The sequence below is a fragment of the Neobacillus sp. DHD-1R genome, assembly GCF_057747995.1.
Map to the genome: position 1 here is coordinate 1,619,875 of NZ_CM173232.1, position 21,238 is coordinate 1,641,112.

23 protein-coding genes are annotated in these 21,238 nt (G+C 36.8%); 19 read left to right on the forward strand and 4 right to left on the reverse strand.

Annotated elements, in window-relative coordinates; all coding sequences use genetic code 11:
- Positions 1–54: 54 nt before the first annotated feature.
- The 12 genes from AC3ANL_RS07735 to AC3ANL_RS07790 all read left to right on the forward strand — a co-directional run bounded on the left by AC3ANL_RS07735 (position 55) and on the right by AC3ANL_RS07790 (position 10,316).
- On the forward strand, positions 55–1,266 hold the full coding sequence (locus tag AC3ANL_RS07735; protein ID WP_488328650.1) for an EAL domain-containing protein: 1,212 nt from the start codon (positions 55–57) through the stop codon (positions 1,264–1,266).
- Positions 1,267–1,337: 71 nt separating this feature from the next.
- A complete protein-coding gene (locus AC3ANL_RS07740) occupies positions 1,338–1,574 on the forward strand; it encodes a hypothetical protein (protein ID WP_488328651.1) in 237 nt (78 codons plus the stop codon).
- A gap of 220 nt (positions 1,575–1,794) precedes the next feature.
- Positions 1,795–2,031 carry a YkuJ family protein gene (locus AC3ANL_RS07745; RefSeq protein WP_283922466.1) on the forward strand — a complete coding sequence of 79 codons (237 nt, stop codon included), beginning with the start codon at positions 1,795–1,797 and terminating at the stop codon, positions 2,029–2,031.
- A gap of 149 nt (positions 2,032–2,180) precedes the next feature.
- A complete protein-coding gene (gene cbpB / locus AC3ANL_RS07750; RefSeq protein WP_488328652.1) occupies positions 2,181–2,624 on the forward strand; it encodes a cyclic-di-AMP-binding protein CbpB in 444 nt (147 codons plus the stop codon).
- Between the two features lie 58 nt (positions 2,625–2,682).
- The gene (locus tag AC3ANL_RS07755; RefSeq protein WP_488328653.1) at positions 2,683–4,191 is read left to right on the forward strand and encodes an MDR family MFS transporter; all 1,509 of its coding nucleotides are present in this window, start codon (positions 2,683–2,685) and stop codon (positions 4,189–4,191) included.
- Between the two features lie 78 nt (positions 4,192–4,269).
- Positions 4,270–5,157 (forward strand): transcriptional regulator CcpC, encoded by an 888-nt coding sequence (gene ccpC, locus AC3ANL_RS07760; RefSeq protein ID WP_488328654.1) that lies wholly within the window; start codon positions 4,270–4,272, stop codon positions 5,155–5,157.
- Positions 5,158–5,263: 106 nt separating this feature from the next.
- Complete coding sequence (gene dapD, locus AC3ANL_RS07765; RefSeq protein WP_488328655.1) at positions 5,264–5,974, forward strand: 2,3,4,5-tetrahydropyridine-2,6-dicarboxylate N-acetyltransferase; 711 nt, start codon at positions 5,264–5,266, stop codon at positions 5,972–5,974.
- Positions 5,975–6,042: 68 nt separating this feature from the next.
- Positions 6,043–7,173, forward strand: a complete 1,131-nt coding sequence (locus AC3ANL_RS07770; RefSeq protein ID WP_488328656.1) for an N-acetyldiaminopimelate deacetylase — start codon at positions 6,043–6,045, stop codon at positions 7,171–7,173.
- Between the two features lie 241 nt (positions 7,174–7,414).
- On the forward strand, positions 7,415–7,957 hold the full coding sequence (locus tag AC3ANL_RS07775; protein WP_488328657.1) for a peroxiredoxin: 543 nt from the start codon (positions 7,415–7,417) through the stop codon (positions 7,955–7,957).
- Positions 7,958–8,035: 78 nt separating this feature from the next.
- Entirely contained in the window at positions 8,036–8,491 is a 456-nt protein-coding gene (locus AC3ANL_RS07780) for a TlpA disulfide reductase family protein (RefSeq protein WP_488328658.1), read from the forward strand.
- Positions 8,492–8,657: 166 nt separating this feature from the next.
- Positions 8,658–9,569 (forward strand): DUF4349 domain-containing protein, encoded by a 912-nt coding sequence (locus AC3ANL_RS07785; RefSeq protein WP_488328659.1) that lies wholly within the window; start codon positions 8,658–8,660, stop codon positions 9,567–9,569.
- Between the two features lie 87 nt (positions 9,570–9,656).
- Positions 9,657–10,316 (forward strand): potassium channel family protein, encoded by a 660-nt coding sequence (locus AC3ANL_RS07790; RefSeq protein ID WP_488328660.1) that lies wholly within the window; start codon positions 9,657–9,659, stop codon positions 10,314–10,316.
- 121 nt (positions 10,317–10,437) lie between these two features.
- On the opposite strand, the gene rnjA is transcribed toward AC3ANL_RS07790, so the two are convergent.
- The 3 genes from rnjA to def form a co-directional block, all read right to left on the reverse strand.
- Positions 10,438–12,105, reverse strand: coding sequence for a ribonuclease J1 (gene rnjA, locus AC3ANL_RS07795; protein ID WP_488328661.1), 1,668 nt, complete (start codon positions 12,103–12,105; stop codon positions 10,438–10,440).
- A gap of 3 nt (positions 12,106–12,108) precedes the next feature.
- Complete coding sequence (locus tag AC3ANL_RS07800) at positions 12,109–12,321, reverse strand: DNA-dependent RNA polymerase subunit epsilon (protein WP_488328662.1); 213 nt, start codon at positions 12,319–12,321, stop codon at positions 12,109–12,111.
- Between the two features lie 489 nt (positions 12,322–12,810).
- A complete protein-coding gene (gene def, locus AC3ANL_RS07805) occupies positions 12,811–13,365 on the reverse strand; it encodes a peptide deformylase (protein WP_488328663.1) in 555 nt (184 codons plus the stop codon).
- A 181-nt stretch (positions 13,366–13,546) separates the two neighbouring features.
- Between def and AC3ANL_RS07810 the strand changes: the two genes are divergently transcribed.
- The 5 genes from AC3ANL_RS07810 (at position 13,547) to lpdA (ending at position 19,622) form a co-directional block, all read left to right on the forward strand.
- Positions 13,547–14,206 (forward strand): YkyA family protein, encoded by a 660-nt coding sequence (locus AC3ANL_RS07810; protein ID WP_488328664.1) that lies wholly within the window; start codon positions 13,547–13,549, stop codon positions 14,204–14,206.
- A 484-nt stretch (positions 14,207–14,690) separates the two neighbouring features.
- Positions 14,691–15,806: a pyruvate dehydrogenase (acetyl-transferring) E1 component subunit alpha gene (pdhA, locus tag AC3ANL_RS07815; protein ID WP_488328665.1), complete on the forward strand. Its 1,116-nt coding sequence runs from the start codon at positions 14,691–14,693 to the stop codon at positions 15,804–15,806.
- 3 nt (positions 15,807–15,809) lie between these two features.
- Positions 15,810–16,787 carry an alpha-ketoacid dehydrogenase subunit beta gene (locus AC3ANL_RS07820; RefSeq protein ID WP_488328666.1) on the forward strand — a complete coding sequence of 326 codons (978 nt, stop codon included), beginning with the start codon at positions 15,810–15,812 and terminating at the stop codon, positions 16,785–16,787.
- Between the two features lie 111 nt (positions 16,788–16,898).
- Positions 16,899–18,203 (forward strand): dihydrolipoamide acetyltransferase family protein, encoded by a 1,305-nt coding sequence (locus tag AC3ANL_RS07825; protein ID WP_488328667.1) that lies wholly within the window; start codon positions 16,899–16,901, stop codon positions 18,201–18,203.
- Between the two features lie 3 nt (positions 18,204–18,206).
- Entirely contained in the window at positions 18,207–19,622 is a 1,416-nt protein-coding gene (gene lpdA, locus AC3ANL_RS07830; RefSeq protein ID WP_488328668.1) for a dihydrolipoyl dehydrogenase, read from the forward strand.
- A gap of 397 nt (positions 19,623–20,019) precedes the next feature.
- Here the strand turns inward: lpdA and AC3ANL_RS07835 are convergent, their stop codons facing one another.
- On the reverse strand, positions 20,020–20,454 hold the full coding sequence (locus tag AC3ANL_RS07835) for a DUF1885 family protein (RefSeq protein ID WP_488328669.1): 435 nt from the start codon (positions 20,452–20,454) through the stop codon (positions 20,020–20,022).
- Positions 20,455–20,616: 162 nt separating this feature from the next.
- Between AC3ANL_RS07835 and AC3ANL_RS07840 the strand changes: the two genes are divergently transcribed.
- Positions 20,617–20,916 carry a DUF3055 domain-containing protein gene (locus AC3ANL_RS07840; RefSeq protein ID WP_488328670.1) on the forward strand — a complete coding sequence of 100 codons (300 nt, stop codon included), beginning with the start codon at positions 20,617–20,619 and terminating at the stop codon, positions 20,914–20,916.
- Between the two features lie 174 nt (positions 20,917–21,090).
- Positions 21,091–21,213 carry a GapA-binding peptide SR1P gene (locus AC3ANL_RS07845; RefSeq protein ID WP_402965568.1) on the forward strand — a complete coding sequence of 41 codons (123 nt, stop codon included), beginning with the start codon at positions 21,091–21,093 and terminating at the stop codon, positions 21,211–21,213.
- Positions 21,214–21,238 lie beyond the last annotated feature (25 nt).

The window sequence follows — 21,238 nt, forward strand, 5'->3', positions numbered from 1 at the left end:
AGAAGCGAACCGGAAGCGTATGGTATAATAAGAAAAAATTTTGGAGGAACTTGGATGGATGCATTGGAAATTCTATCGGATCTTGAAAATGTTTTTCCGTATTTTCAACCGATTTTTAGTGCCGACGAGCAAGTAGTTATTGCCTATGAAGTATTGGGACGATTTCAATCAGAAGGGAATGTCATCAGCTTAGGGCCTTTTTTTCATGATGATCAAATTCCTGATGAATATAAGTATGAAGTAGATGTCTTAATCGTAAAAAAGGCACTTGAAAAAGTATTAGAGCTTGACGAAGATATCCTGGTCTTCTTTAATCGGAATGCAGAATTGTTAATGTATGGACATGGAGAGCCGTTTTTGCAGGAACTTCTTGAGTTGGAAAAAAAAGGATTAAATTTAAATCGAGTTGTTCTTGAAATTTCCGATCGGAATTATCAGGGTGATTTAGATCAATTTGATCATCTGTTGCAATACTATCGGACTTATGGATTAAAAATCGCGATTGCAAGTATTGGAAGTGAGAGTTACCATTTTGATCGCATTGGTCAGCTCGAACCGGATATTATAAAAATAAATCTGCAGGCCCTAAAATCAACATCAACGGGTATGTATTTTAATGATGTTTTGTTTACTTTGTCGCTTTTAGCAAGAAAAATAGGGGCTACCCTTTTGTTCGAGAATATTGAAATGAGTTATCAATTGCAATTTGCTTGGAAAAATGGCGGCCACTACTATCAAGGTTATTATTTAGGACCTCCTGCTGCTGAATTGATAAATCGTGATTTTTTAAAGGACCGTTTAAAAGAAAAATTTCATGACTTTATTGCTTATGAAAAGCGAAAGTTAGAAGCTGTATTTACTACAGAAGAATATTTTCACACAACGGTCCAAGAGATTGTCATAAAAAATAAAAAGTCAGGTTATGTAACCCTTTTCCAAACGTTAATTAAGGAATTGGACAACATTGCCTTCCGAATGTATGTTTGTGATGAGGATGGGTTTCAAAAATCAGCCAATATCTTTAAAGATAAAAATGGCTGGATTGTGCAGTCCGTTTATTTAAATAAAAATTGGAGCTGGCGCCCATACTTTTTGGAAAATATCATTAAAATGCGTCATGAACAGAGGGGACGGTTATCCGATTTGTATTGTGATATTGAAACCGGAGAAACAATACGGACATTTTCCTTTCCTATTAACGGCGATGATTACTTATTTATCGATATTTCTAATCAATATCTATTTGAACATGACCAATTACTGTAGAATGAACCTGTATAGAATGAAACAGCAAGTGGCATTTTAATCGTAAACATTCATAAGAAGGAGACGCGCTCATGAATCTTTTCGTTGATACGCTTGCGATTGCCATTGTTGCTATTCTTGCAATATCCCTGCTGTATACATTGTCTGCTGCAAAAAGTCAAAAGACAGTTGAAGGGGATATGGATTCAAAAATTGCTAAACCAGTGCAAGGAAATGTTTATACACGAAATCCCATTTTTTTAGCATATGGAATCTTTTTTGCATTACTGCTGTTTATTATTCTCTTTGTTAAAATTACTTTTTTCTAATAGGTCTCAAATACAAGAGGCCTATTTTTTCCATCTATTTATAAAAAAATAGCATTTCGTTTAATTTTATTTGGACAAATGGAGTATAGTATCTTATTCTTTTAATATTGGCATAAAAACTTACTGTAAAATTTTGAAAAGAATCGCTCAGGATAGATCATATGCCAAATGATAAATATAACTATAGACAGTTTGTTTTGTGTTTGAAAGGAGGAAGCATATGTCACAGCTTCAAGGAATATTAACTAGGTTAAAAAACCTGCAGGAACAATCTAATAGTGGTGAACCTGCACAACGGTATTTTGAGGTGAATGGTGAAAGAAAGTGTCAGGTAACATTTCATCCAAAAACAGAAACCTTTGAATTAGAAGTATATAACGAGAAGGAAAAACCAAAAAGATATCAATTTGATAATATTGACATGATTACAATTGAAATTTTTGATTTAATTCAATAAGAGACCTCTAGGGGTTTCTTTTTTTGGACAAAAATTAGCATTTGTATAAAAGAGATTTTTAGCTGGAAACGTTTCTTAAATAGCCCAGAGTACCGAAAACTATGATAGAATAAATTTGTAGAAAAACAAACATTGAGGAGTTTTCGGCGATGATTAATCTTCCCAGTGGGGAATTTATAGAATTAACAATTAAACAATTAATGATACCTTCTGAACGGGTCGCACATGTGCAAATTGGAAACAATCTTGAACATGCCTTGTTGGTATTAACCAAAAGTGGATATACCGCTATCCCTGTACTGGATCCACATTACAAGCTTCATGGTTTAATAAGCACACCAATTATTATGGATTCCATTCTTGGTCTTGAACGGATTGAATTTGAACAACTTGAAAACAAACGGGTGGAAGAAATTATGAAAATTTCAATTCCACGAATAGGAATATCTGCATCGGTTAATGATTGCTTAGAGTTATTAGTAAACCATCCGTTTATTTGTATTGAAAATAGTGAGGGATTTTTTGAAGGGATTTTACCAAGAAGCACGGTTTTAAATCATTTGAATAAAATCGTAAAACGATTTAAAAAATAGTGTTTGAACCATACTGCTCCCAAATGGGAGCTATTTTTTACGGATATGAGGTGTATTTATGAGCGTAGACAGAGAGACGTCTGTGAAAGGCCAACAACGAAAACCAACTAAAAAACCGCTGGTATTAGCATCCGTTATGTTAGCAATGTTTATGGGAGCAATTGAAGCGACCATTGTTTCTACTGCGATGCCAGCGATTGTCGCAGATTTGGGTGGTTTTAAACTTTATAGTTGGGTATTCTCTGCCTATCTTTTAATGAATTCTGTAACCGTCCTTATTTACGGGAAACTTTCAGATTTATTTGGCCGGAAGCCAATTCTTACTCTTGGAATTATCATCTTTTTAATTGGTTCGATTCTTTGCGGCTTTGCCACATCTATGAAAACACTGATTCTCTTTCGCTTAATTCAAGGCTTTGGGGCGGGCGCGGTTACGCCAATAGCGACAACGATTGTGGGAGATATTTACACCACAGAAGAACGGGCAAAAATACAAGGTTATCTTTCTAGTGTGTGGGGAATATCAGCGATTACAGGACCTGCAGTTGGCGGCTTACTTGTCCAATATGTCAGTTGGCATTATGTTTTTTGGATTAATTTACCCCTGGGGATTCTTTCCTTACTTGGATTATGGCTGTTCTTAAATGAAAATGTTGAAAAGAAAAAACATGAAATAGACTATCTTGGTGCGATTCTTTTAACCATTACAGTCTCTACAATTATGTTTATACTTGTTGAAGGAAGCGGCCGCTGGTCATGGGGAAGTTGGCAGACGCTAACATTAATTATTGTGTCGGCACTTGCATTGATTGCGTTTGTCCTTCAAGAAGGACGAGCTTCTGAGCCAGTCATGCCATTTTCAATTTGGAAGGAACGTCCAATCTTTATTGCTAATGTAGCATCACTTACATCTGGAATTATCTTAATAGGCATATCGAGTTTTTTGCCGACATTTGTTCAAGGAGTAATGGAACAAACACCGATAGTAGCAGGCTTCACATTAACCGCAATGTCCATTGGCTGGCCAATTGCATCCACATTGTCAGGTCGAATGCTCATAAAAATTGGATATCGAAAAACCTCAATTATTGGAGGGCTGTTCTTAGTTATAGGCAGTGTTGTTTTCATGACGATGTCATCTTCATCTGGGCCTTTCTGGGCGGCGGCTGGTTCCCTTTTAATAGGGGTGGGGATGGGTCTCACTTCAACCGCGTTTATTGTCTCGATTCAAAGCACTGTGGACTGGCAGCAAAGAGGAATTGCTACCGCAGCAAATATGTTTATGAGAAATCTTGGCAATACGATTGGGGCTGCCTTGTTAGGCGGTATTCTTAATAACCGGTTGGTTCAGTTTTTAAATGAAAAAGACAAGTCCTTAACAGTGAATGATACGAATATCCTTTTGAAATCGGAGGAACGCGATAAGCTTTCCGATTCTGTAAGAAGTATTTTACAAGATGGGCTGACGACCTCCTTACATACTGTTTATTATGTCGTCTTCGCCTTTGCATTCATAAGTTTGCTTTTAATATGGTTTATTCCGAAAAAGAATAACGGCCAAATGTAAATGTAAAAGCTTTATGATTGGAAAAGTAAAAACTGAACATTTTATAATGAAAAGAAAATGAACAAAGAGGTTTTGCCATTGTCCTCCATATCAGAATTTCAGTTATTATCTGTTTTAGCACAAGAAATGAATATGCGAAAAGCGTCGGAGCGGCTGTTTGTTTCTCAGCCAGCTCTTTCTCAACGCTTACAAACAATTGAAAAAGAATGGGGAACTAAATTATTTCTTCGCTCACAAAAAGGACTAGCACTGACACCAGCAGGTGAACATGTAGTCGAATTTGCGAATGATGTCCTCAAGCAACAAGAAAAGGTTCGTGAAACGATAAATTCTCTCCAATCTGGTATTTCTGGGACTTTGAAAATTGCTGTAGCATCTATCGTGGGTCAGAACTGGCTGCCTCAAGTTTTAAAAAAGTTCATCGATAAATATCCACAAGTAAAAATTTCATTGGTTACAGGGTGGAGCAGCGAAATACTAAAATGTTTGTACGATGATCAGGTACATATTGGAATTATTCGGGGAACACCAGATTGGAAAGGAGTAAAAGTTCATCTTTTTAACGATCCCCTTTATCTTGTCGATCGAGAACTTACGAGACCGGAACAAGTATTAATGACCGAACGTCCCTTTATTCAATTTAGAAGTGACTCTAATTATTATCAGGAAATTCAAGATTGGTGGATGCGTAATTTTAAAACATCACCAAAGAGAACAGTTGTGGTGGATCAAATTGAGACGTGCAAGCAGATGGCCTTTAATGGGATTGGTTATGCTATTTTACCGGCGATAACATTAACAAAAGCAGAAAGGAATATCTTCAAAATTCCACTGGTTGATGAAAATAACGAACCGTTGAAAAGAGATACTTGGCTATTAGGATATGAATCTGCCTTCCAATTGAAGCAGGTTCATGCGTTTGTAGAATTAATTAAAGAGCACATCGCAGAATCTTCTGAACAGTAAGGATGTTTTTCCTTGTTTTCAGTGCTTTTGTTTGTTAAAGTATTTTGTATGGAAAATGTGACAAACGTCCATTTACAGTTTAAGTTCAACCATAGGGGGCAAATTTATGAAAATGATCGATGCTAATGAAATTATTGCTTTTATTGCAAATAGTAAGAAATCTACACCTGTAAAAGTTTATTTGAAGGGTGACTTAGCAGGAATTGACTTTGGAAGTGACTCAAAAGCCTTTATTAATGGAAGCACAGGCATTGTCTTTGGTGAATGGTCTGAAATCAATGCTGCTTTAGAGGCAAATAGTGCTAAAATTGAAGATTTTGTTGTTGAAAATGATCGTCGTAATTCAGCGATTCCATTATTGGATACCAAACATATCAATGCAAGAATTGAACCTGGTGTCATCATTCGTGACCAAGTTGAAATTGGGGATAATGCCGTGATTATGATGGGAGCGGTTATTAATATTGGGGCTGTTATTGGTGAAAAAACCATGATTGATATGGGTGTTGTTCTAGGTGGCAGAGCAACCGTCGGGAAAAATTGTCACATTGGAGCAGGAACTGTTTTAGCAGGTGTCATTGAACCGCCTTCTGCAAAGCCTGTCGTTATTGAAGATGATGTTCTTATTGGTGCTAATGCTGTCGTTCTTGAAGGCGTAACGGTAGGAACAGGTTCCGTTGTAGCTGCTGGTGCAGTGGTAACGAAGGACGTCCCTCCATTTACAGTCGTAGCTGGGACTCCAGCAAAGAAAATTAAAGATATAGATGAAAAAACTAAGTCAAAAACAGAAATTATGCAAGAACTTAGACAGTTATAATAAATTCGATATGTAAAAGCGTGGAAACTTTTCCACGCTTCTTTTATAGAGAAAGAGAGGGAATAAACATGGACTCATTAATTAAAGTCCGCCGTGAACTTCATCAAATTCCAGAACTTGGATTTCAAGAATTTAAAACGCAGGCATATTTATTGTCTGTTATAAATTCATTGCCTCAAGAACGGATCACAATAAAAAAATGGAAAACGGGCTTGTTTGTAAAAATTCATGGCTTAAATCCTACCCAAACAATTGGATACAGAACCGACATAGATGGTCTGCCTATTAGGGAAGAAACAGGTTTACCTTTTTCCTCTACACATGAAGCGACAATGCACGCCTGCGGACATGATTTTCATATGACGATTGCCCTTGGGGTGCTGACCTATTTTCTTGAGAATCCAATTAAGGACGACCTCTTGTTTATATTTCAACCAGCTGAGGAGGGTCCTGGCGGAGCAGAACCAATGTTAAAATCAGAAGAAATGCAGGAATGGATGCCGGATTTGATTTTTGCTCTCCATATTGCTCCGGAGTATCCTGTTGGTACCATTGCCTTAAAAGAAGGTTTACTTTTTGCTAACACTTCTGAGCTATTTATTGATCTAAAAGGTAAAGGGGGACACGCAGCCTATCCACATCAAACGAATGATATGGTTATCGCGGCCTGTACACTCGTCACTCAGCTGCAAACCATCATTTCACGGAATGTTGATCCTCTAGATAGTGCAGTCATCACAATCGGTAAAATAGCTGGTGGAACTGTTCAAAATATTATCGCGGAAACGGCAAGACTTGAAGGAACAATTCGAACATTGTCACCAGCAGCAATGGAAAAGGTGAAGCACCGAATCGAAGCGCTTGTAAAAGGGATTGAAACTGGTTTTGAATGTGAAGCTGTCATTGACTATGGTTCCATGTATCACCAAGTATACAATACGGAGTCCATTACAAAGGAATTTATGAATTTTATCGAGAGTAACACGGATGTTACGGTAATGGAGTGCAAGGAAGCAATGACTGGAGAAGACTTTGGTTATATGCTTAAGGAAATTCCGGGTCTCATGTTTTGGCTTGGCGTTGAATCACCATTCGGTTTGCATCATGCTAAATTAAATCCAGACGAATCTGCAATTGAAGTTGCTATAAAGGTCATGACAAGTTTTATTAGTTATAAAGGTAATCAGCATAAAGCGTAGAAAACAAGTCATTTTATTTTGTTCTGTTGGTTAAACATGTTAAGATTAAAAGGAATAATGTTACATATTGTCGTTTATTCTCATCGGAAAAAGGTAAAACTGACTAAGGGGAAATTTAGGTTATTAGTAATAATAATTTGAAATGATCTCTAAAAGTTTTGTCCTAACCTGAGAAGGTCAAAGGGGTAGCAGAAGAATAGCTATCATAATTAAATTTAACTACTTTATTGGAGGGATTTAAATGCCAGAACGTATGGTAGGTAAACAAGCGCCACGCTTTGAAATGGAAGCAGTATTGCCAAACAAAGAATTTGGAAAAGTTAGTCTTGAAGAAAATATGAAAAATGATAAGTGGACAGTATTGTTCTTTTATCCAATGGATTTCACATTTGTATGCCCAACTGAAATTACTGCCATGTCTGATCGCTTTGAAGAGTTTGATGATCTTGATGCAGTTGTCATTGGAGCTTCTACTGATACCATTCATACACACCTTGCATGGATTAACACAGACCGCAAACAAAACGGTATTGGCGAATTAAACTATGCATTAGCAGCTGACCACAATCATGTCGTTACTCGTGACTATGGTATTTTAATTGAAGAAGAAGGGATCGCACTTCGTGGATTATTCATCATTAACCCAGAAGGTGAATTAATGTATTCAGTTGTGAACCATAACAATATTGGCCGTGATGTGGATGAAACTTTACGTGTTCTTCAAGCATTACAAACTGGTGGTCTATGCCCTGCAAACTGGAAGCCGGGACAAGCTACTTTATAATTTAGTTTTCATTCATTTTCAAAAGATAGGACCTAACCTTTACCAGCGTTAGGTCTTTTTTAAAATAGGAGGATACCCATGAAATTACGTGAGCAAATGCCTGAGTTAACAGGGGCAACAGAATGGTTAAATGGTCAAGTTACTAGTGAAGACCTAGTTGGAGAAAAGCCAACCTTGATTCATTTCTGGTCGATTAGCTGTCATCTATGTAAGGAAGCAATGCCGCAAGTAAATCAATTCCGTGATAATTATAAGGATAAACTAAATGTAGTTGCTGTCCATATGCCACGGTCTGAAAATGATTTGAACGTGGATGAAATTAAGGAAGTTGCCGCAGAACATGGGATCACACAGCCAATCTTTGTCGATAGTGAGCATAAATTAACGGAAATCTTTGAAAATCAATATGTTCCTGCTTACTATGTTTTTGATCGTGATGGTAAGCTTCGCCACTTCCAAGCGGGTGGAAGTGGGATGAAAATGCTCGAAAAGCGGGTTAACCGTGTTTTAGACGAATTAGAAAAAACTGAATAACCATAAAAAAGCTGTTCGTTATCATCAATGAACAGCTTTTTTAGTTTATTGCAGTTTATAATTAAATTTTATATCTCTGTAACCTTGTTTTCAATCTCTCGTCCGTATTAGTAATAGATGATGTTGATTCAGGACATTTACTAATCGAGAGAATGGGGTGTACTAAATGATTAATCTTACAAGAGCATTTCCAATTTTTATCATGGTTTTGTTCATTAGTTTAGCGGGCTGCAGTTCCAGCAGCAAAGACGAAAGTGCCAAGATGAGTGACAAAGCAGACATGGTCACCGATTCTTCGCAGCCTAGCAGTCGGAAGGAAGAATCCTTATTCTCAGCTGAGGATGCTAAAAATGAGAAAACCCAAAGTACGATTTTAGAAATCCCAAATCAGATGGTAATCTATAATGCGGATTTACAGCTTCGTGTTAAAAAATTTGAACAAACTGTGCAAAGATTGGAGGAAAAAGCGGAAAATATAGGAGGATATATTGCTGAATCCAATATAACTAAAGAGGATAATGAACTGGTTAGCGGTACACTGAAATTTAGAATACCTCAAAAGTATTTTCAAGACTTTCTTCATGATGCCGAGGGGCAAGCTGCGGAAGTGCTGCAAAGGAATATTACGGGGCAGGATGTAACCGAAGAATATGTTGATCTTGAATCAAGACTAAAATCAAAAAGGGTTGTAGAGGAACGGTTGTTAGCATTTATGAAAAGTGCAACAAAAACAGAGGATTTACTAAAAATTTCTGCCGATTTGGCTGCTCTCCAAGAAGAAATAGAGACGATCGAAGGAAGAATGAAGTATTTAAAGAACCAAACCTCTTTTTCTACTGTAACCATTACCCTTTATGAGAATAAAGTGGTTGTTCCAAATATTGATAAGGACAAACTAAATACATGGGAAAAAACCAAACAGCAATTTATGAAAAGTATCAATCTACTATTATCCGCCCTGTCAGGATTAGTGGTTTTTATAATTGGAAACCTGCCAATATTAATCATAGTAGCTGGATTAGTTTTATTGGCTTTTCTATTCTATAAAAAGAGAAAGAATCGAAATGAAAGGGTTTAAGTGTGCTGTGACCCTGTATGAAATTGCAAAAAAGAGTGCTAAAATTAAACCAACAAAGACTATGGATTTATGCGGGGGAATTATTTTATGAAGAAGAGTTTTGCGGTAATTGGACTTGGCCGGTTTGGTGGAAGTATTTGCCGGACTTTAACGGACGAAGGCATGGAAGTCCTCGGTATCGATATGAATGAAGAACGGGTTAATGAATATGCAATGATTGCTTCACATGCAGTTGTCGGCGATACAACAGACGAGAATGTCTTGAAGAGTTTAGGCATCCGTAATTTCGATCATGTGATTGTTGCGATTGGTGAAGATATACAAGCTAGTATCTTAACCACTTTGATTTTGAAGGAATTAGGTGTGGCCCGTGTAACAGCAAAAGCGCAAAATGATTACCATGAGAAAGTGCTTCGGAAAATTGGTGCGGATCATGTCGTTCACCCAGAGAGAGATATGGGAAGGCGGATTGCCAATAATATGGCTTCAAGTAATGTTCTCGATTATCTTGAGCTGTCTGCTGAACACAGTATTGTTGAAATCGTTGCTAATAAAAGGCTTAGCGGAAATACCATCATGGATTTGGATATTCGCAAAAAATGGGGTTTGAATATTGTTGCGATCAAAAGAGGAGAAGAAATCATTGTATCTCCGCAAGCAAAAGAAACGATTTCCCTCGATGATGTTTTAATTGTCATTGGCAACGATCAAGATATTAATCGCTTTGAAAAAAAAGTATTGGAATAAGAAAAGCAGAAGCGCCCTGGTCAGCGGCGTATGGCCTGGAGCTGGACAATTCTCGAAGATTTTTATCCTTTCATATCTAAAACAAAAGCGGAAGCGCCAAGAGGCACTTCCGCTTTTCTTATTATACTTCCATAATGATCGGTAAAATCATTGGTCTACGCTTTGTTTTTTCATAAAGGAATGGTGCTAATGTATCTGTAATTTCATTTTTAATTTCAGACCATTGACTAGTTTTACGTTCCATTACCTTAGTCAAGTGTTTTGTAATTAGATTTTGAGCATCATTAATTAAATCACCGGATTCCCTCATATAAACAAAACCTCTCGAAATGAGATCAGGACCGGAGGCAATTTTAAATTCTTTCATATTAATACTTACGACAACTACAACTAAACCTTCTTCAGATAGAATTCTTCGATCCCTTAAAACAATATTACCTATGTCACCAACACCGCTGCCATCAATATAGACGGAACCGGATGGAATCTTGCCAGCAACTTGTGCAGTACTATCTGAGAGTGCTAATACTTCGCCATTATCCATGATAAAACAATTTTCTTTTTCTACTCCACAATCAACAGCAAGTTTCGAATGCATAATTTGCATCCGATATTCACCGTGAATTGGCATAAAGAATTTTGGTTTAATTAACCTGAGCATTAATTTTTGTTCTTCCTGACCGCCATGTCCAGAAGTATGGATATTGCTTAATTTACCATGGATGACTTCTGCGCCAGCTCGATATAGCATATTAATCGTCCTGCTAACACTAATGGTGTTCCCAGGGATCGGTGAAGAGGAGAACACGACCGTGTCACCAGGTATAATTTGAATTTGTCTGTGTGTACCATTGGCTATTCTTGATAGAGCAGCCATCGGTTCACCCTGACTGCCTGTACAAAGAATTGTGACTTTATCAGCAGGCAAACGATTAATTTGATTTGCTTCTATAAAGGTTTCTTTTGGTGCATTAATGTATCCTAATTCAAGACCAATGTTGATGGCCGCTTCCATACTTCGACCGAAGACAGCAATTTTTCTACCATAAACAACTGCTGACTCAACTACTTGCTGCAATCTATGAATATTTGACGCAAATGTCGCAAAAATAATTCGACCCTCTACCTTACGGAAAATATCGTCGATGCTTTCGCCGACACGTCGTTCTGACATCGTGAAATCTGGAATTTCGCTATTTGTACTATCTGATAGTAAACATAATACGCCTTCCTTGCCGATTTCAGCCATTTTGGTTAAATTAGCTGGTTCACCTACAGGAGTAAAATCAAATTTAAAATCACCAGTATGGACGATTTGACCTGGAGGAGTTTTCACGACAATACCATAGGAATCTGGAATACTGTGGGTAGTTCGGAAGAAGGTTACAGATGTTTTACGGAATTTAATTACATCATCTTCTTTTATTTCAATCAGTTTAGTAGTTCTCAATAAACCATGTTCTTCTAATTTATTTTTAATTAACCCTAGCGCAAGTTTACCACCATAGATAGGAATATTTATTTGACGAAGTAAATAGGGAATACCGCCAATGTGATCCTCATGTCCGTGTGTGATAAATAATCCTTTTATCTTTTCTTCATTTTTTACCAAGTAGGTATAGTCGGGTATAACATAATCGATTCCCAGTAACTCATCCTCAGGAAATTTAATTCCGGCATCGATTAAGATGATTTCATCTTGAAACTGAACCGCATACGTGTTTTTGCCAATTTCACCCAGACCACCTAAGGCAAAAACAGCAGTTTGATCATTTTTTACAAATTTCATAAATTATCCAATCTCCAATACTTTAAAGTCTTCATTTTGTTGTTCATATTCTAAATGTGCTCCCTTTACTTCTTGTACATATTCAACATTATAACCACGGTTGGCAATTTTAGCGCGGACATCTCTTACCGATTCGCCTTCAATAAAAAGAGTTTTTGTATCCTCTCTTACTGGTACCTCTTTAATGCTTTCTTGATAATATACTTTAAATATCATGACAAATTCGCTCCTTACTAAATCATAGCTTTTTCTATTATATAAAACATTTTCATCTTTTTCATTTATTTTCTTTGGAAGCCCTTGGACTATATATGAAAAGTATGTAAATTTAAACCTATATTTTTACAATGTACAATAACGAAGGAGCCCTTCGCAAGTTTGAAGGGCCCTTGAAAATAAATTAGGCAATGGATTTTTTTCGTAATAAATCATTCCACTGTTTTAAAAGCTTCTTTCTTAGCTTCTTTAACATAGTGGATCATCTCCTTACCTCTTATTTTATACGAACCTTGTCCAATGTAAAGCAAGCAATGGCAGATTATTGAAGTTTTTTAAAAATAAATATTTTTTTACTATTAGTATATGGTGAAAACGCGGATTTTCTCATGGTTAAACATGGAAGTAATGTGACAATATTTTTTAAAAAAAGAAGATGCCCAAAACAAAGAGTCAGACTTGAGGTCATACCCTTTTGGGACATCCCTTTTACCTTTCAATAGCGATTGCTCCTTCAATGGATTTAAAAGGATCGCGCTTATCAATATGATCATAAAACATAATGCCATTTAGATGGTCGATTTCGTGTTGAAAGCAAATGGCAGGAAGTCCTTTTAAACGGAGCTTCACTTCTTCACCTGAAAGAGTTATCCCCTTAATTGTGACTCTTGCATGTCTTGGTACAAAGCCTGGAATGGCTTCATCCACTGATAGACAGCCTTCACCAGCTTGTAAATAGGCTTGTTCTACAGAATGACTAATGATTTTGGGGTTAAATAAGGCATAACTATACAGAGTTCCGTTGTCGTCTGTAAGGTGTACGGCAATCATCCGTTTTGAAACATTAATCTGTGGTGCTGCTAATCCAATTCCAGGACGCAAGTTATATTGTGATGCTATTTCACCGTTTTGACTATTGATAACGTATTCTAAAAGGCTGGATAGTATCTCTTTATCCTCTTCGGATGGTGGCATGACGACTTCTGCAGCCACTTTCCTAAGGGTTGGATGGCCATCTCGAATGATATCCTCCATCGTTAACATGAACATTCACTCCTGTGTTCAATAATGTTAGTAACAATCATTAGTCTATCAAACAATTGCTGAAATGTTAATAATTGATTGTTTGCACTTACGAATTTGACACACATTTCTACGGTAGGATATTGTCAAATAAACTAAGGACAGATATAGTTAGAGTTGGTAGCAGTTAGGAGGTATTAATTTGTTATTTAAAGGTCATGGACGTTTTCTAATAGCTATTATTGCTGTCATGATTATTTTAGCAGGATGTGGAGAAAAAAAGACCCCTGTTGAAAATATGTATGATGTATTAGAGACTGTTGTCACGAAAGAAAAGCTTTTTGAAGACCAGCAAGATCCACTGGTATCTTTAGAAAAACAAGAAAAAGAAATATATGACCAGATTATTAATATGGGCATGAAAGAATATGATCAGATTGTCAAGCTTTCTGATGAAGCACTCACAATGGCTGATAAAAGAAAAGAATATATGGAAAAGGAAACAAAAAGTATTAAGGAGTCAGAACAGGAATTTAGTAAGATAAAAAAAATAAAAGGTGAGTTGGAAGATCCCGCACTCGCGAAAACCGCTGATGAATTATATGAAATCATGCTAAAAAGGTATCAAGCACATGAGGAGTTATATAAGGAATATTCAATTGCTCTAACATATGATAAAGAATTGTATGCAATGTTTAAAAATAAGAACCTTCCTTATGAAGATCTCGAGGCCCAGGTAAATAAACTAAATGATACATATAAAAGGGTATTTACAGCCAATGAAAAATTTAATACCTTTACCGAACAATACAATGAAAAGAAACTATCATTGTATAAACAAGCAGGCATAAAAACGAAATAAACCTGGACTTCTTAGAATCGACTGATCACAGTCGGTTCTTTTCTATATTATAACAATTGTCTAAATGGTGAAATTTTATATAACAGATAATTCGAATGAGTGATACAGATAAAAATAAAGTGTTTCTTTTAATTAACATGACAATAGTGAAAAATAATGAAACTTAGTATTTGACGCAAGAAAATGAATGATGTAAACTCATATATGTGATGATAATTGTACTAATAATAGTGCACAAAAAAATGATACAGAATAAAATGTAAATGGAAAGAGTTCTTTAGGTTTATATTGTTTTTTTCTGTGAAAAACTATATAGGATATTTTCCATTACCTCGCCACAAAATCATTTATAGTAACACGTTGGATTTTTCATTGAACTACACACATTATTATTATGCTTTTAATAGTAGTTTTTTGGGTAATCTAAGGTTAGTGGATTTTATTTTAAAATTAAGCTCTGAATAGAAAGGAAGAGGTGACCAAAATGGCTTCTAAACTGAAGAATGCCCAGCTTGATGCGAAGAAAGCACTCGAAGCTGTAGAAGATCAATTTCAAACGCTACAAATCCTTAATGAACAAGGTGAGGTAGTAAATGAAGCAGCAATGCCTGACCTAACTGACGAACAGCTACAGGAATTAATGCGCCGTATGGTTTATACAAGAATTCTTGATCAACGGTCAATTTCCTTAAACCGTCAAGGAAGACTAGGTTTTTATGCTCCAACTGCTGGACAAGAAGCGTCTCAATTAGCGTCTCAGTTTGCCCTTGAAAAAGAAGACTTTATCTTACCAGGGTATCGTGATGTACCACAAATTGTTTGGCATGGCCTGCCATTATCCCAAGCATTTTTATGGTCAAGAGGACATTTCCAAGGCGGACAGATTCCAGAAGGCGTTAATGTAGCAATTCCACAAATCATTATTGGTGCCCAATATGTTCAAACTGCTGGTATTGCGCTTGGAATGAAAAAACGTGGAGCAAAAGCTGTTGCTATTACATATACAGGTGACGGTGGAACATCACAAGGCGATTTCTATGAAGGTATTAACTTTGCAGGTGCCTTTAAAGCTCCAGCAATTTTTATCATTCAAAATAATCACTTTGCTATTTCAACGCCTCGTGAAAAGCAAACAGCTGCAAAAACACTTGCACAAAAAGCAGTTGCAGCTGGTATCCCAGGAATCCAAGTTGATGGCATGGATCCATTAGCAGTTTATGTAGCTACTCGTGATGCTCGTGAACGTGCAATTAATGGCGAAGGACCAACACTTATTGAAACCTTAACATACCGTTATGGTCCACACACCATGGCCGGTGATGATCCAACACGTTATCGTACCGCTGAATTAGATAATGAGTGGGAAAAGAAAGATCCACTAGTTCGTTTCCGTAAATTCCTTGAAAACAAAGGGCTTTGGAGTGAAGAAAAGGAAAGCGAAGTAATCGAAAAAGCAAAAGAAGATATTAAAGAAGCAATCAAACAAGCAGATGCTGCACCTAAGCAAAAGGTAACAGATTTAATCTCCATAATGAACGAAGAAATGCCATTTAACTTAAAAGAGCAATATGAAATTTATAAAGAAAAGGAGTCGAAGTAAGCCATGGCTCAAATGACGATGATTCAAGCAATTACAGATGCACTACGGACGGAATTACGTAATGATCCGAATGTATTAGTTTTCGGTGAAGACGTGGGTTTAAACGGTGGTGTATTCCGTGCAACAGAAGGCCTGCAAAAAGAATTTGGCGAAGATCGTGTATTTGACACACCACTTGCTGAATCCGGTATTGGTGGTTTAGCAGTTGGTCTTAGTTTACAAGGCTTCCGCCCAGTTCCAGAAATTCAATTTTTTGGATTTGTATATGAAGTAATGGATTCTATTTCCGGCCAAGCAGCTCGTCTTCGTTATCGTACAGGAGGCAAATTCAATGCACCTGTAACATTCCGTTCGCCATTTGGTGGCGGCGTACATACACCTGATATGCACGCTGATAGCTTAGAAGGCCTTATGGCTCAACAACCTGGATTAAAAGTGGTTATCCCATCAACTCCATACGATGCAAAAGGGCTACTTATTTCATCTATTCGTGATAATGATCCTGTTATTTTCCTTGAGCACATGAAATTATATCGTTCATTCCGTCAAGAAGTTCCTGAAGAGGAATATACAATTCCACTAGGAAAAGCGGAAGTAAAACGTGAAGGAACCGATGTTTCTATCATTACTTACGGTGCAATGGTTCACGAATCCTTAAAAGCTGCAGAAGAATTAGAAAAAGAGGGTTATTCTGCAGAAGTTATTGACTTACGTACTGTTAGTCCAATTGATATTGAGACTATCATTGCATCTGTTGAAAAAACAGGTCGTGCCATTGTGGTTCAAGAAGCACAAAAACAAGCAGGTATTGCTGCAAATGTGGTAGCGGAAATTAATGATCGTGCTATTTTAAGCTTAGAAGCACCTGTATTACGTGTGGCAGCACCAGATACGATTTTTGCCTTCCCACAAGCTGAATCTGCTTGGTTACCTAATTATAAAGATGTTATCGAAACAGCTAAAAAAGTATTAACATTCTAATGCTATTCATTAAAGGCATAGTTTTTTAAAGCTAAACAATAATATGTGGGAAAAGACCTTCTTTTCCCTTTATCTTAACTAAAATATATGAAAAATAGGAGATGAATCTCTGTGTCATTTCAATTTAAAATGCCTGACATCGGTGAAGGTATTCACGAAGGTGAAATTGTCAAATGGTTTATTAAACCGGGCGATAAAGTTCAAGAAGATGATGTCCTATGTGAAATACAAAATGATAAAGCGGTTGTTGAAATTCCATCCCCAGTTGAGGGAACCGTTCTTGAAGTTTTAGTTGGTGAGGGAACCGTTGCAACAGTTGGACAGGTTCTTGTTACTTTTGATGCACCTGGATATGAAGATTTAAAATTCAAGGGTGATGAAGAGGAGCCAAAACAAGAAGAAAAACAAGCTGCACCTGCACCTGAAGCTAAACAAGAAACACCTGCAGCGACTGTTAGTGCCCAACCACAAGTGGCAGTTGATCCTAACAGACACATTATTGCTATGCCATCTGTCCGCAAATACGCTCGTGAAAAAGGAATTGATATTCATCTAGTTGCTGGAACAGGCAATAATGGACGGATTCTAAAAGGCGATATTGATACCTTCTTGAGTGGTGGAGCAGCTCCGGCCGCACAAGCTGAAACAGCTGTAGAAACCCAAACAGCTCAAACGGAAGCTCCACAAGCAGCAACACCAATTCCACAAGGTGAATATCCTGAGACTCGTGAAAAAATGAGCGGAATTCGGAAGGCTATTGCTAAAGCCATGGTTAATTCCAAACATACTGCTCCACACGTAACCTTAATGGATGAAGTGGATGTTACCAAACTTGTAACACACCGTAAGAAATTTAAAGAAGTAGCTGCAGCTAAAGGCATTAAGCTTACTTTCTTGCCATACATCGTAAAAGCATTAACAAGTGCATTACGCGAATTCCCTGCGTTAAATACTTCACTTGATGATGCGACAAGTGAAATTATTCATAAACATTACTACAATATTGGTATTGCAGCAGACACTGAAAAAGGTTTACTTGTTCCAGTAGTGAAAGATGCTGATCGTAAATCTGTGTTTAACATTTCTAATGAAATTAATGAATTAGCTGGCAAAGCACGTGAAGGAAAACTTGCGCCAAATGAAATGAAGGGTGCTTCTTGCACAATTTCAAATATTGGATCAGCAGGCGGCCAGTGGTTTACACCTGTTATTAACCATCCTGAAGTTGCGATTTTAGGAGTAGGTAGAATTGCTGAAAAACCAATCGTTCGCAATGGTGAAATTGTTGCTGCACCGGTATTAGCTCTTTCTTTAAGTTTTGATCACCGCATGATTGACGGCGCAACAGCACAAAATGCATTAAATCATATTAAACGTTTATTAAACGATCCAGAACTATTGTTAATGGAGGCGTAAAAAATGGTCGTTGGAGATTTCCCTATTGAAACAGATACTATAGTCATTGGTGCAGGTCCTGGGGGATATGTTGCAGCAATTCGTGCAGCTCAATTAGGACAAAAAGTAACAATTGTTGAAAAGGAATTTGTAGGCGGTGTTTGCTTAAACGTAGGTTGTATTCCTTCTAAAGCCTTAATTTCCGCGGGTCACCGTTATGAAACAGCCCTGCATTCTGAATTATTCGGAATTACAGCTGAAAATGTAAAAGTAGATTTTTCAAAGGTTCAAGATTTTAAAGCTGGTGTCGTGAAGAAATTAACTGGCGGCGTTGAAGGATTATTAAAAGGAAATAAAGTAAACATCGTTCGTGGGGAAGCATATTTTGTTGATGCTAACACACTTCGTGTTATGGATGAACATTCAGCACAAACATATACGTTTAAGAATGCCATTATCGCGACTGGTTCTCGTCCAATCGAGTTGCCTACTTTTAAATATTCAAAACGTGTTCTTAACTCTACAGGAGCACTTAATTTGCAAGAAATTCCTGAAAAAATTGTTGTCATTGGCGGCGGCGTAATCGGAATTGAACTTGGCGGAGCTTATGCAAACTTTGGCAGTCAAGTAACTATTCTAGAAGGGGCCGAAGAAATTTTAGGCCTTGGCGTTTTTGATAAGCAAATGGCTTCACTTGTTAAACGCAACATGAAGAAAAAAGGTGCAGAATTCTATACTAAAGCCTTGGCTAAGGGTGTAGAAGAAACCGAAAACGGTGTGGTTGTTACATTCGAAACTAAAGGCGAAGAGAAGAAACTTGAAGCCGATTACGTATTTGTAATGGTTGGACGTCGTCCAAACACCGATGAAATGGGCTTAGAACAAGCCGGTGTTAAATTAAGTGAGCGCGGACTGATTGAAATCGACAAGCAGTGCCGTACAAATGTTAGCAATATTTATGCTATCGGTGATGTTGTTGCAGGTCCTCAATTGGCACACAAGGCATCATATGAAGCAAAAATTGCGGCAGAGGCTATTGCAGGCCATCCATCTGAAATTGATTATCTAGGAATTCCTGCTGTTGTTTTCTCTGAACCTGAGTTAGCTTCAGTTGGTTTTACAGAGGCACAAGCTAAAGAAAAAGGAATTGAAGCTATTGCTTCTAAGTTCCCATTTGCAGCTAATGGTCGGGCGCTTTCACTTGATAGCGGAGACGGCTTCTTAAAACTAATTACTCGTAAAGAAGATGGTCTTATCATTGGAGCACAAATAGCAGGTGCAAGTGCATCAGATATGATTGCTGAATTAGGCCTTGCTATAGAAACAGGCATGACGGCTGAAGATTTAGCTATGACGATTCATGCCCATCCAACACTTGGTGAAATTACAATGGAAGCAGCAGAAGTTGCTATTGGAAATCCAATTCATGTTTTGAAATAATTTAAAAATAAAATCCTTTTCGTTATTAAAACGGAAAGGATTTTATTTTTTTAACATATACTTTAAACACTTACTGAAGTCTTTGTTCTTCAATAAAGATTAATGTATTCTGTGTGGTGATAAAAATGAAGATGTATATGGTCATAATAGTACAATTTATTATTTGGAGCGGTTATACGTTTATAGAATGGCTTTCAAACCATGATCAACTCATTTATAAAGTTATCATGTTTTTTGTGTTTTTTTATCTAGCATTTGTAATCGGAAATTATGTAACCAAATCCCCACGGAAAACCCTATTTATTACCACGTTAAGTTTAATTATGTATACATCTCTTCACTATACCATGGTCATTTTTCTAAATTAAAAAAGCCCCATATAGGAGCTTTTAATGGTTTATTTTCTAGGATAATAGTACATGATTCGTTCATTAAAAAGATGAAGTTCACCCTGGAGCTTTTTAGCAAGGAATTTACAGAATTCATTTGCTTTTCCTTTATCACCGTGTGTTGATTGTTCAGGGAGTGTTAATTGTATGTATACTTGCTCTCTGTCTACGCCATCTTCACTCCGAATGGTTTCTGTATCAACGCCTAGTAAGATCGTATTGTAGCGTTCATGGTCAGAGTGTAAATAAAACCACTTTCCCTTGCCTTCATCCGGTTCTTTTATTTCATATGGAAATGCAGTATCCCCATATTCCCAATTTAATTGGTCACCTGTTTTTGTGGTAATGTTCTTATAATAGTGAAATAATTCCTTTACTTCTTCAAGTGTTATTGTTTGTTTAGCAGATGAGGGCACAAGCTTAATAAATGCGTTTACAGCCATCACCAATCCCCCTTATTAGTCCATAATGTATGCAATTCTATTCTAGCATTGATTAAAAAGTACTGACAACAATTACCTAATAAATAATCTAGTTTTCTTGATATTTTGTTAACAATGAATTATAATAATATTCTAAATATTAAAAAGAAAAGGAGGATCCCAATGGAATTATTCGATAAACTCTATGATGAGCATGAAAATGCAAAAGTGAGGTTCGTCGGGTTTGCAACAGAAGAAGCCCGGTATGATTTTGGAATCATTTATACGAATTTGTTTTTTGGTAAACCTCTAGTTGTCTGCATGCAAACTGGCCGTTCTACTCTCCTCGATCCAAAAGATATTGAAGATATTGATTACCTTCAAACAGTGTTCCGTATCCCTGATAAAAAGCAGGCTTCAGATTTAGCCGAGTTTTTTAGCATAACCCTTCCGTCCGTACCCTTTGTCACTCAATATGAATAAAGTACAACATTAAGATGTGAAAAAGACCTATATGGGTCTTTTTTTTTGATTATTTTTTAAATGTGACATACAAATTAGGCTTGATAATTCTAATGTGATATATTATTATTGAATTAAGGATATTAAAGGGCTTTCAAAATCATGATCATTCAAAAAGAAAAGGGGATAGAACAAATGGGTACTCTTGTATGCCAAACTTGTAACTCTACTATTGATCATTTTGAAGATGAAAAAGTAACTGTGCTTTACTCTAAGTGTAATTGTTGTGATGACCATCATATTGACGAAGAAGTATAAATAGTAAAAGAATTTTTTATTAAAA

Bases quoted from the DNA above. Each gene is read 5' to 3' on its own strand.
- AC3ANL_RS07780 (WP_488328658.1), top strand. From the start codon at position 8,036: ATGAAATTACGTGAGCAAATGCCTGAGTTAACAGGGGCAACAGAATGG.
- AC3ANL_RS07800 (WP_488328662.1), bottom strand. From the start codon at position 12,321: ATGATATTTAAAGTATATTATCAAGAAAGCATTAAAGAGGTACCAGTA.
- AC3ANL_RS07740 (WP_488328651.1), top strand. From the start codon at position 1,338: ATGAATCTTTTCGTTGATACGCTTGCGATTGCCATTGTTGCTATTCTT.
- AC3ANL_RS07735 (WP_488328650.1), top strand. From the start codon at position 55: ATGGATGCATTGGAAATTCTATCGGATCTTGAAAATGTTTTTCCGTAT.
- rnjA (WP_488328661.1), bottom strand. From the start codon at position 12,105: ATGAAATTTGTAAAAAATGATCAAACTGCTGTTTTTGCCTTAGGTGGT.
- lpdA (WP_488328668.1), top strand. From the start codon at position 18,207: ATGGTCGTTGGAGATTTCCCTATTGAAACAGATACTATAGTCATTGGT.
- AC3ANL_RS07770 (WP_488328656.1), top strand. From the start codon at position 6,043: ATGGACTCATTAATTAAAGTCCGCCGTGAACTTCATCAAATTCCAGAA.
- AC3ANL_RS07785 (WP_488328659.1), top strand. From the start codon at position 8,658: ATGATTAATCTTACAAGAGCATTTCCAATTTTTATCATGGTTTTGTTC.
- AC3ANL_RS07755 (WP_488328653.1), top strand. From the start codon at position 2,683: ATGAGCGTAGACAGAGAGACGTCTGTGAAAGGCCAACAACGAAAACCA.
- cbpB (WP_488328652.1), top strand. From the start codon at position 2,181: ATGATTAATCTTCCCAGTGGGGAATTTATAGAATTAACAATTAAACAA.
- def (WP_488328663.1), bottom strand. From the start codon at position 13,365: ATGTTAACGATGGAGGATATCATTCGAGATGGCCATCCAACCCTTAGG.
- AC3ANL_RS07845 (WP_402965568.1), top strand. From the start codon at position 21,091: ATGGGTACTCTTGTATGCCAAACTTGTAACTCTACTATTGATCATTTT.
- AC3ANL_RS07745 (WP_283922466.1), top strand. From the start codon at position 1,795: ATGTCACAGCTTCAAGGAATATTAACTAGGTTAAAAAACCTGCAGGAA.
- AC3ANL_RS07775 (WP_488328657.1), top strand. From the start codon at position 7,415: ATGCCAGAACGTATGGTAGGTAAACAAGCGCCACGCTTTGAAATGGAA.
- AC3ANL_RS07790 (WP_488328660.1), top strand. From the start codon at position 9,657: ATGAAGAAGAGTTTTGCGGTAATTGGACTTGGCCGGTTTGGTGGAAGT.
- AC3ANL_RS07840 (WP_488328670.1), top strand. From the start codon at position 20,617: ATGGAATTATTCGATAAACTCTATGATGAGCATGAAAATGCAAAAGTG.
- pdhA (WP_488328665.1), top strand. From the start codon at position 14,691: ATGGCTTCTAAACTGAAGAATGCCCAGCTTGATGCGAAGAAAGCACTC.
- AC3ANL_RS07835 (WP_488328669.1), bottom strand. From the start codon at position 20,454: ATGGCTGTAAACGCATTTATTAAGCTTGTGCCCTCATCTGCTAAACAA.
- dapD (WP_488328655.1), top strand. From the start codon at position 5,264: ATGAAAATGATCGATGCTAATGAAATTATTGCTTTTATTGCAAATAGT.
- AC3ANL_RS07820 (WP_488328666.1), top strand. From the start codon at position 15,810: ATGGCTCAAATGACGATGATTCAAGCAATTACAGATGCACTACGGACG.